General features: G+C 33.6%; 5 protein-coding genes. 1 reads left to right on the forward strand and 4 read right to left on the reverse strand.

Going from position 1 to position 11,980, the window contains the following annotated elements:
* Position 1: 1 nt before the first annotated feature.
* The 4 genes from DOS84_RS11695 to DOS84_RS11710 are packed head-to-tail and all read right to left on the reverse strand — an operon-like array spanning position 2 to position 9,295.
* Positions 2-1,279: a hypothetical protein gene (locus DOS84_RS11695; protein ID WP_124020640.1), complete on the reverse strand. Its 1,278-nt coding sequence runs from the start codon at positions 1,277-1,279 to the stop codon at positions 2-4.
* Between the two features lie 13 nt (positions 1,280-1,292).
* The gene (locus DOS84_RS11700) at positions 1,293-2,582 is read right to left on the reverse strand and encodes a hypothetical protein (RefSeq protein WP_111410313.1); all 1,290 of its coding nucleotides are present in this window, start codon (positions 2,580-2,582) and stop codon (positions 1,293-1,295) included.
* Positions 2,583-2,586: 4 nt separating this feature from the next.
* Positions 2,587-4,665 carry a fibronectin type III domain-containing protein gene (locus DOS84_RS11705; RefSeq protein ID WP_111410314.1) on the reverse strand — a complete coding sequence of 693 codons (2,079 nt, stop codon included), beginning with the start codon at positions 4,663-4,665 and terminating at the stop codon, positions 2,587-2,589.
* A 1-nt stretch (position 4,666) separates the two neighbouring features.
* Positions 4,667-9,295: a hypothetical protein gene (locus DOS84_RS11710; RefSeq protein WP_124020641.1), complete on the reverse strand. Its 4,629-nt coding sequence runs from the start codon at positions 9,293-9,295 to the stop codon at positions 4,667-4,669.
* Positions 9,296-10,006: 711 nt separating this feature from the next.
* Here DOS84_RS11710 and DOS84_RS11715 point away from each other — a divergent pair.
* On the forward strand, positions 10,007-11,938 hold the full coding sequence (locus tag DOS84_RS11715) for an amino acid permease (protein WP_111410316.1): 1,932 nt from the start codon (positions 10,007-10,009) through the stop codon (positions 11,936-11,938).
* The last annotated feature ends 42 nt before the right edge of the window (positions 11,939-11,980 follow it).

Genomic DNA, 11,980 nt, shown 5'->3' on the forward strand with positions numbered 1-11,980 from the left:
TTTAATCATTTGCTGTTTTGTCGATACAATTTTTTGAATCAGTAACCATAATATTATATGTTTTTTCTTGCAGACCAGTAATATAGTATTTACCAGTATTCAATGTTGGTTGTGAAGCGCCTGTTAATTCCACGTCGTCTTTATAAAAATGGAAGGGAGATTGACCACTGAGAATCTGTATTTCAATGGCTCCATCATTTCCTCCAAAGCAAGATGGCTGTGTTTGATTTGTTATTTTGAATTCCATTTTTGCTGGATCTGTGTAAAGGAAATTCAGTGTTGCTGGAGAATCCATAATTCCTCTCATTATTGTTTTCGATGAATCGTCAGGATCCGTAATCTGTGCCTGATATCTTATTTTGTAATAATGACCAGTCTCTAAACTTTGAAAAGTAGTATATATATACATTTTTGTATCATCTGGGTAGGATACAGGATCGTTAATTTGCATAAATATTTTTGAATTGTCATTTACGTCACAAATAAATATTGAGGCTAACTTTTCTTCTTTTGTATTATCTAATTTTCTTTCAAAAACAATATCAAGTTTACTTATTGGATCTCCTTGACATTTAGGGTTTTCATAAATTATATTGGTGATGATAGGTGTACATGGTCTAAACGTAATTCCTAATGGAGTTGTAAATTGTTTGCTTTGACCATAACCCAATCTGAAATAAATAACTTTGTCAAAATAATTATGTATATTATCACCTAAAAAATCATTAATGCTAAATTTAGTAGAAGGGCTGTTGTTTTTTGTAGCAGGTACATCATACCAGTATGTTTTATTGTCTAAAGAATATTGCCAATGATAAACTTCGTTTGGGAAAATATTTGTACTATTTGCATCAAGTTCTAACTGTTCTCCTGAACATACTTCAGCGGTAGAATTTCTGTTATTAATTGTTATGCCATTTGGGACAAAACTATTAGGGTAAAAATTGCCGGCATAGCCACTTCCGGTAGGACAAGATTGTAATGTGAAATTATCTCTTAGCAATTCTAATAAGGATTTCGTTACACTTAAATTTTGTGAACATGCTCCTGTGTTGGTACTAAGATTGAAAGTAAAAGAATTACCTTTTACAGTTGTTAAATTTGGATAATCTTGACTTCCATAATTATTTGTGTTACTAAATGTATAAATATTACCTCCAACATTTGAATTTACAGAAGCAACTCCTTTTGTGACATAAACATGCAAATTTAACGTATATGTTTGACCATATCCTTTTAAAGCTAAAACTAAAATAAATGATAAAAAGATTTTTCTCATAAATGTCATGTTTTTAATCATTTGCTGTTTTGTCGATACATTTTTTTGAATCAGTAACCATAATATTATATGTTTTTTCTTGTAGACCAGTAATATAGTATTTACCATTATTCAATGTTGGTTGTGAAGCGCCTGTTAATTCCACGCCGTCTTTATAAAAATGATAGGGAGATTGACCACTGAGAATCTGTATTTCAGCTGTTCCATCATTTCCTCCAAAGCAAGAGGGCTGGGAATAGTTTGTTATTTTGAATTCCATTTTTAATGGATCTGTGTTAAGGAAGTTTAGCGCTGCTGGAGAATCGAGAACTCCAGTCAGTATTGTCTTCGATGAATCGTCAGGATCAGTAATTTGAGCTTGATACCTTATTTTGTAATAATGACCAGTCTCTAATTGTTGTAAATCACTTGTATTATATGTATACGTTTTTGTGTCATCAGGATAGGATACAGGACCGTTAATTTGCATACGCATTGTTGAATTACTAGTTATATCACAAACAGTTAGAAATGCTAATTTTTCACCTATTGTTGAATTTAATTTTTGCGCAAAAGTTATAGCCAATGATTTGACAATATCTCCGTTGCATTCAGGCCCTACAAATGCTATATTTGAAATAGTTGGGCCACAAGGAGAATATGTTATTGATATCACATTAGAAAAAGGTCTATTTTGGTCATATCCCAATCTAAAGTAAATCTGTTCATTGAAATAGTTTTCATAGTTAGCTCCTAAAAGATTATTAATACTAAAATTAGGGATTGGGTTAAAATTAAAAGGGCTGGGTACATCTGTCCAAGTGGCTTGATTGTCAATGGAAAATTGCCAATGATAAGCTTCATTCGGAAATCCTGCTGGAGAAGAAATCACAAAATCTAATTGTTCTCCTGTACAAATACTTGATTTATTGGATACTATTGACATATTATTGGGCCTAAATTCAATGATACTAACGCTACCTGCACAGCCACCTGATTCTATGAGATTGCCTTTTATTAATTCAGCAGCTGATTGTGAAGTTGTAGTATTATCTAAACAGTCAAGTGTTGCAGGGCCTAAAGGAGTACAAGTGAAATTTGTAGTTAATTCATAAGAGCTTGATAAAGGAACTGTAGTATAGGTAGCATTTGTAATACCAGCAGTAATAAACGAACCGCTTCCAATTAAATTAGAGCCAGTTAATGACCAAGTCTTTCCACCGTGACATCCACCGTAATAATTACGTATAATACCAACAGTATAGGTTTGTCCAAAACTTTTGAAGGTGAAAAGAATTACTGCTAACAAAAATATCTTCCTCATAATCTTAAAATTTTATATCAAAAAAAGACATTTTAGAAACTCTTCCATCTGCAAAAAGCGCTCTTATGGCATATTTATAACTCGTATTTATCGTAATGCTAGGGTCAGAAACTTTTTTTATTTGGTTAGTGATCATTTGCATTAATTGCATCGGTTCATCGGCTGTGGCTTTGTATATTTCAAAACTTTCGACTCCGATTGCTTTGTATTCCCAAGATAAATCAATACTGTTTGTCAACGTATTGACTTGTGCATAAAAACTTTTAATAGCAGGCATTACAGAAGAAGCTGGGACAAAAACAGCTATTTCTGGTGAAGGATTGGAAACTAAATTACTTTCATCTTTGGCATAAATGGCATAACGATAAGTGTCGCCTTCAGTAATGTTTTTGTCATGATAACTTTCTGGTTTGTCTTTACTATCTAATACTAATTGCCAATCTTTTTGTTCGTTTTCTTTACGATAGAGTTGATGAGAAACCACGTCTTCACTTTGGCTATTGATCCATTCTAAAGAGACCATTCCATCTTTTATCTCGTAATTAGTAAAAATGGGAGAAGTGGGGGGGATGACATCTGGTTTTTTGATAATCAATACTTCTGAAAAAGGCGACATGTTATAATGTGTATCTACTGCAATAATTTTGTAATATACTTTACTATTCAAACTTTTTACTATAACACTATCTTGGTATTTGTTGATTTCATTTGGACTCACCGTAATTTGGCTATATTCTTCGTTTGGATTACTTGCTTTGTAAATTCTATACCCCATTAGATCTTTTTCTTTATTGGGATCCCACGTTAATTTTACTATTCCCAAGCTGTCAATGACTCCTTTTAAATTTACCGGTTTTGCCGGCGGAATTGAATCTACCGGTTGTACGAGCATAGGGAAAGATGTTCTGTTACTGCCTTGTTTGCCTATTGCTGTTATGGTAAAATAATTGGTAGCCTTCAGTTTGTTGTAGGTTACTGTTCTGATTTTTGGAGCAATATTTTTTATTACAGGGATGTATTTATCATCATCTGAATCCGAACGATTGAGTTCGAATCCAGTGATTTCAGAATCGCCTGCCTCATCAAATTCCCAAGTTAGTGTTACAGTCTTATCATCTTTGAAATCTTTTATGGTAAGATGTGGTACAAATTTCAAGATCGATTTTCCTTTCCCAGAAACAACTTCAGAGTAGGGACCTAATTCTCCAAAAGCAGAAATGCCTTGAATTCGATAACTGTATTGTTGATCATTAGCTATTGAATCTACATAAAAAATACGATTATTATTTTCATTTTCTTGATTCATGCTTGTATAAGGCTTATTGGTAATTCTCTCGAAATGCAATTTGTCTTGCGAACGTTCGACATAATAGCTTCCGTAGGCATGTGCCAATATCTTGAAGTTCCAACTCAGCATCGTGCTTTTGTCCGCGAAATGAGCTGTGAAATCCATCGGTTTGGGTAAGTCTTCGTATTCTTTTAATCCTACAAATACGCCACCATATTTTATTACCAGTTCTTCTTCAGGCACTTTGGATGATACTCTGTAAATGTATTTTTCATTTTGCTTTACGGTTTTATCTTCAAAACCCAAACCTGCTTTTTTTGCCATTTCAAAATCTTTGTCGGCCGCAAAAAGTGCAAAAGTAAATCTTTGTTCACTTTCTTCAGATTGATTAACAATGGATTGTAATCTATTAGTACCTTCCACTGCAAAACTTTCTCCATAGAGAGCTTGAGCAATTATAGCTGCATTGTCGTTGTCTTCTATTGTTTTCTCCCAGTTTTCAAGTGGTTCTGGTTTTAGTTCATTAGCCAAAACTATTTTTGCAGGATTTGACAATGTTTTATTGTCTCGGGTTACTGTATAGCGTTCGAGTTGATACCCATATTTGTTTAATTTTTTCCAAGCAAGGGCATCAGTAGGCGCCCATCGCAATAGAATTTTATCTTTTTTCACCCTTACAATTACTTGAATGGTTGGCTCTTTTTCAAGGGTTGCTTTTTCTGGAGTGGGTTTTTTTTGGGCATTTGAGAAATTAAATCCCCAAAAAAGTATTAATATTATATAATGGAGCTTCATGCTAATTTGATTTGTTAAATGTAAAAATGGATCCAGAACTTGTACCTGCTTGTCCGCCAGGAAGTATATAGTTTAATTTTATCTTGTAAGTTCCTTGCTTTATATATGGGAATTCTCCATTAATGAGATAATCGTATTTTTGAATCATTGTCTGATTCAAACTAGTTACATATTTATTGCTGACCTTATATCTAAGATCTTTGAAATCAGTTTTGTAGTAAAATGGAAGGTTGTATCTAAATGGCAGATATTCTTTGAGCATAAAACTAGAAGGACTGTTTATAGTGTAGTCCTGATACCAAGCCAAAACTTCTACAGCTCTTATAGGGGGAGCTCCTAATGCATTAGTATCTCTATCTAATTTTATTTCATTTTCCAAAGGATAGTCTTTGTAAATAATTGGATAAATTTCTTTTAAATAATAATTATCATCTAATATAGCTTCAATGCTTACTAAAGGTTTATTTAATGTTTTTGAATTTCCTATTATCTCTATTTCGTCAAATGGCTCTGTTGATTCATTTAAGGATTGTAAGGCATGAACATCGGTATATATAATTTCTACCAGCGTTTGTTTCGGTTTCTTGGCTTCCATTTTTTCTTTAAAGCTTGTGTATTGGCTTGTGTTAAAATTATACTGTAACATTTCTGTTCCTTCTCCACCAATTGCCGTTTCATTTAGTTTATTGCTTTTTATCTCAACATTCACATCAGCGGCAAGTTCTTTTTTTTCATAGTTTTGCGATAAATTATTGGTTGCATCTGTTTTTGTTTCAAGAGTCATTAAGGATAATGAATAGGGTTTTGCCGTTTTTAATGCGGGTAGTTCAATATTCACTCTTTTGTTACTAACATCGTAACTAATTGCGCTGGTTGCCGTATTGTCGGTTGTCTTATAAAATGCTTTTTGGGATTGACCGGGTTTTAAATCAAACAAATAAGCTTGCCCTTGCTTTAGAACAACATAGGCCAGCTTACTTTCGTTTTGATATACATATTTTTGATCAAATACAGGGTAACAATAGGCAATGTTTGTAGCAGGAATATTGTTTGGAGCTGCTCCTGTGGTAAAGTTTCTAACTTCTATTTCTGTAGCAACTTGACCATTATCATATACAGTTGTCCAAGTTCCTTTTATGTTTTCTTGAAAACTGATTTTGGCAGTAAGGGTAAGTTTTGAATTTTGTGGCAATACTTCAGTAGCATTAAAACTTACTAAATCCCTGGTTTCATTCCAGCTCATTGTTCCAACTACTGGTACGCCTTCTTTTTTGATGGAGTACTCTTCCAGTTTCAATCTATAGGTTTTTGTACCTTCTTCACCATCGATAACAAAATTTTTTTCAATAGGCATATTAAAACCAACTTGAGGAATTGTAAATACATTTATGTCTTTGCTCCCTTCTGCAGGACTAATGTCAGCAATGGTTTTGAGACCTTCTAAAGGATTACTACTTATAAATTCGCATTGTGAGCCAAATTCTAATTTAAATCTAAAACTGCCTTTTACTGCACCTCCTAATAAATCATAATATCCGCCTAAATATCCTCTAATCCAAACTGGATTGGGTAGTTTGGCTTGTAATATTACAGCACCTCCACCTTTTATAATTGATATTTTTTTACGTATTCTGAAAATTTTTATTTTCACGCCTAATTCTCCTTGTAAATAAGCGTAGGACTGGCCATTAGCATACCATCCATTTATACCAATTTGGCCAGTTCCTTTACACATAGCTTCTCCATAATCTTTTACCATTACATCGAATCCCAGTCCAGCTTCAAAATTGGCATAAAATATTAAAAAAGACATATCCCCTGTTTTTAAGCTAAAATCTGAACCGAATGCAAATCCTTTTCCGGAGCCTAATGTACTGGCATTTTCAGATCGCATATAGTCTAATTTACTGCTGTCTAATCTAAGAATTTGGGCTACAATTGCTGGAGGAGGGGGACTGGCAGGTATGTCATCTCCCAACATAAAATAACCGCCGGCTTCAACTTCTATAGATCCGATTGCCATTTTTAAACCAAGTCTATCGGTTGGCGTTCCCATCCGAATGTACCATTTATTTGGAGCAAAATGTAGTACTGCCCATCCCGCTCTGTTTTGGGAAGCTCTTCCTTTAAGTAATCCTGCAGCTGCATCAATATACAAATCGAATGAGCCATGAAGTGTTTTGGCTATAAAATCATATTCTATTGCCGCAAAAGCATTGATTCCTACTTTTCCTGAAACTTCATCTGGATAAACTGTCTTTGCAACTTCAGTAAGATTACTTTCTTTTAATTTGTCTAATGTAGCTGTCACTAATTTGCTTTCCGCTGTAACAATTTTTTCTAAGTTTTTAGTTAACGAATTTGCGGGAACTTTAAATCCAAAATCTTGCATCACGTGACCTTCTCCATAAATACTAATTCTACGAATACCTCCTGTTTTTAAAAAAGCAATTTCGAATCCTGCTCCACCCCAGAAAGCATCTGGTTTTGCAGCATTAGCAAAATGAATCATCGCTTTTATACCTAAACCTGATTCCACATCTGGAACATAGTTTGCACCTGAAGCGGTAAAACTGGAACTAAACCCGTCTTTTTTCATGTTGTAATAGGCACCGCCTCCAAAACCTTTAATAACAAAGGCACTACAAGGAATATTCAACCCATCTACCATAGCATCTACATACCAATATCTAAATGCGTCTTTTTTTCCAAAAATCGCATTGGCCTCAACGATTATTCCCGCTTTGAACTCTGCTTTTAGCCCTCCTTTAAAGCCATCTCCATAAACGGGGTCTTTATCCATTAAAACAATATATCCATCAAATTTGGCACCTCCAATGTCTGCTTTTAAGCTAATTTGTTCAAATTTTAAATAATCAAATTTCCATTTTTGGATACCATCATTTTGATCAAATTTTCCAACAATATTGAATTTTGTTCTTCCATTAAATTGATCTTTCATCAAATTGATGGATAAATCTATTTTTAGAGTGGCTGATACATCGTCTGCAATAATGGCAATTTCATGTATTGTTATAGGAAAATTGGCAACTTTGGAAGATTTTGGATCATTCTCGGCTTCATTTTTATATCCGAAATAGTCCGCTTTAAAAACAGGAGTAACCGTTTGAAATTGAAGATTTTGGAATGTTATCCCTTCAAATGCTACTGTTTCTTTTTTGGCAGGTTCTTCTGGTTTATCTGCTTTAGGTGCAGTAGTTGTAGGTTCTTTTGGCGGGTCGTAATATGTAAAATTTGTTGATGGAACATTTGTGTTTACTGCTGTTTTTGGGGCTTCAGCATCAGGGGTTGGTGTATTGCTTCCTTTTATGGCAAGACTTCCATTCAAAAGTGCTTTTGGTAAAAATTTACCGTCTTTGACTTTCAATTCAATATAGGAGCCTTTGTCGATTTTTGCAGTAGCCTTAAATACTTGAAAACATAAATTATTATTTACTTCTGCTTTTAATAGGTATTCTTTGTCTATTGGGTTGATTATGGCTGTGTATCCAATCTCGCCCTGTGAGTCAGATGAACATTTTTTGTTTTTATCTGTTATAGGAAGTACAATAGCACCGCCAAATCCTCCAGAAACTAGTGCATTTGCTCTAAATTTTAGATTAATATTGTTTACCGAAAATGCCCATCCACCAGCAGATCCCTGGTCGATGTTCAATATGTTATTTCCGGTAAAATTTCCTGAAACCCCCATCCTGTCTATCAGTAAATCTGTGGCTTGAAATGTAACCCTGCCTTTACTGGAACTAAACTTGAATTCTTCGGGAAGTGTAATCAATAAGGACTTTACATATAATCCTCTCCATAGATTCTCGCTACCTGGAATCAAATAATCTTTCGCATAGTTTTCTGGCCATTTAATATTTTCAGAATTGCGCAAATCGCTCAAATCGATTATTGCATTATTCAGTTCAAAATAGGTGCCTTTAAAAGATGTTAATTGAAATTTAGGCAATGAAATATTAATTAGTATGTCATTCCAATTGGTGACTTTTGTTTGGAAGGATCCTGTTACCCGCTGAGTTTTACCTATTACATTATTTGATGCATCAACGGGTTCTATTATTGATCTTGAGAATTCGACATCAGCAGTTATTCCTAGTTCTTTAAATCCGTTACAATCAATAGTTACATATGTTTTGTTTTCAACAGCTCCAGTATTCATGTTCATTCCACCCTTCAAAATTAAAAGGGCTTTGTCTCCACAAATTTTTAATGGAAAATCTCCAAGTAAAACTAGTTTAGTATCTCCAATCAAACCGCCTTTATGGGAAAGCTTTATGTTGTGTGCCCCAAAAAATATTTCTTTGGGCTTACCAAGTGAATCAATTTGTGGAATGATTATTCTAACAAATGCGGTTAGTTCAGTGTACTCTGGGGTAAATTTCGCATTACTTATTCCCAACATGTATTGGGTTTTATGAATAGTTTTTTTGATGCCAATTGGCAACATTGAAAGGTTTTTATTCTCTAATAGTTCAGTATTGTTATTTGTACTGTCAATTTTTTGGAACACAGCCTTAGCTGTTTTTAAATCTTCACTTGTGCTCTCTGATGTAGGGAATTTTTTACTGATAAAACTCTCAGTAAATTCACTTCTGATAGGAGACATGTTTACTTGTTGAGCAGCAGTTTTTGTGTAACTATTTTTTAGAGTTACATTTGAAATTAATTTTGATCTGTTTTTTTTAGGACTATTTAGGGAATCTTTAAATGTATTGGAATGGCAATTTAGATTTATAAATAACAATAAAAGTATTAAAGAGTATAGTTTTGGGGTGTTTTGGTTCAATTTATCACAAATTATAGGTTACTAGGAAATTACAGAGTATATGTATTTTTTATTAAAAATTAGATTTAAAAGGATTACAAATGTAATAAATTATATTTTTTTTAATAAGAAAAAATTTTACTTATATTTTCATTATTGTTACAATAAATATAAAGATTAAACTATTTTGACTCTTTTCGTGCAGAGAATTATTATAATTTGGGAGAACTAATGAATGGAATTAAATATTGTAATTTAAGTTACTCTGTTGTCTCAATAATCATGAGTATGGCAGTTTTATTATTTTAAACTTTTTAAAATAAAAATTGAAGTATATTTTGTTTAAATATAATTTTTGAATGTATATTTGACTTTTTTTAAGGTAAAAAAGAGAAATGTTGTTTTAATATCCCAATATTATAAAAAATCAGAATCATGACTTTAAAGAATGAATATGTTTTTTATATTTGGCCTTTACTATTTTTCTTTTTTAGTAAAACACTATTGCAAAAAAACACTAAATATTAAATTTTTAACGGTAAAATATACAACATGGCACTAAAAGGGCTTTTTAGAAAAAAAACGGTTCAAGATATCTTAAAGCAGGTCGAAAAAAATAATTTGGAAGGGCATGAAGCTCTTGGAAAACATTTGACTGCCAAAGATTTAACCGCTTTTGGGATTGCGGCCATTGTTGGTGCAGGAATTTTTAGCACTATAGGAAAAGCCAGTTTTGACGGAGGTCCAGCCGTAATTTTCTTGTTTCTGTTCACAGCTGTTGCTTGTAGTTTTGCTGCTTTTGCCTATGCTGAATTTGCTTCAATGGTTCCTGTTTCGGGAAGTGCCTATACCTATTCTTATGTTGCTTTTGGTGAATTAATTGCCTGGATTATTGGCTGGGCGTTGATTATGGAATATTCTGTTGGGAATATAACAGTGGCCATATCGTGGAGTGATTACTTTACGGGACTGCTCTCGAGCGGTGGAATCGATTTACCGCAATGGGTACAAATGGATTATTTAACAGCTTCTAATGGCTTCAAAGATGCCACTGCCTTGATGGAAGGGGGGAAGGCATTTGAAAACTTGAGTTCCGGATTGCAAAATGCTTATACCGCCTGGACGACGTCTCCTGTAATTGGTTCTTTTCATTTAGTAGCCGATTTACCTGCATTATTAATCATTGTCTTGATTACAGCCTTGATTTATCGTGGAATGAAAGAATCCCGTAATGCGAGTAATATCATGGTTGTTGTTAAATTGTGTATTGTTCTTTTGGTTATTGCTGTCGGTATCTTTTATGTGGATACTACGAATTGGCACCCTTTTGCTCCGAATGGAGTTTCGGGAGTTTTAAAAGGAGTGTCGGCGGTATTCTTTGCTTATATCGGTTTTGATGCTATTTCGACAACAGCCGAGGAGTGTAAAGACCCACAACGCGATTTACCAAGAGGGATGATGTGGGCAATTATTATTTGCACAATTCTATATATTGCCATTGCATTGGTTCTAACAGGAATGGTGAGTTATAATACTTTGAATGTAGGGGATCCATTGGCTTTTGTGTTTGATCAATTGCATTTGAAATGGATGTCGGGGATTATTGCGGTAAGTGCCGTGGTTGCTATGGCGAGCGTATTGTTGGTTTTCCAAATGGGACAACCACGTATCTGGATGAGTATGAGTCGTGATGGCTTGTTGCCAAAAAAATTCTCTAATGTACATCCAAAGTTCAAAACCCCCTCTTTTGCGACCATTGTAGTTGGCTTTGTTGTGGCGGTTCCTGCTTTGTTTATGAATTTAACGATGGTTACTGATTTATGCAGTATTGGAACATTGTTTGCCTTTGTTTTAGTTTGTGCCGGAGTTTTGGCTTTGCAAAATAGAACGGATATTCCGAGAGGAAAATTCAAAACGCCTTATATTAATTCCAAATACATATTCCCAATATTGATTATTATTGCTTTAGTGATTTCTTTTACCTACAATAAAAAAGCGACTATGGGTTTCATTACCAATGAAACCAAAACTAACAATTCAGAGTTTATTATTACTTCATTGAATAAAGATGAAACTCAAAAAGTATATGATTATTTGGTAAGCATTGAAGGAAAAACTAACGTTACAGAAAAATTAGATGTAGAACATTTGTTAAGTCAATACCAGGAAGATGAAGCTAAATACGAATCTATTGTCGCCGGATTGCCAATTTCGGATTCCATCAAATATGAAAGTGGATTTGATTTATTCAAGCATAAAATACCAATGTGGATTTTCTTAATCGTAATCGGTGGATTGGTTTTTTGGTCCTTCAAAGAAAATTTGTCTTTGATTCCGCTTTTAGGCTTAATCTGTTGTTTATATATGATGGCAGAATTGAGCGTTTGGAATTGGATTTACTTCACTGTCTGGTTGCTTATAGGATTGGTAATTTATTTTGGCTTCAGCCGAAAAAACAGTAAGCTGAATACACAAGAAGTTTAATAAAATTATAAAAATATAAAAGCCGTTCTGAAAGTTTCAGAA

Origin of the sequence: Flavobacterium aquariorum, from assembly GCF_003254745.1 — a bacterium.
Taxonomy (GTDB): domain Bacteria; phylum Bacteroidota; class Bacteroidia; order Flavobacteriales; family Flavobacteriaceae; genus Flavobacterium; species Flavobacterium aquariorum.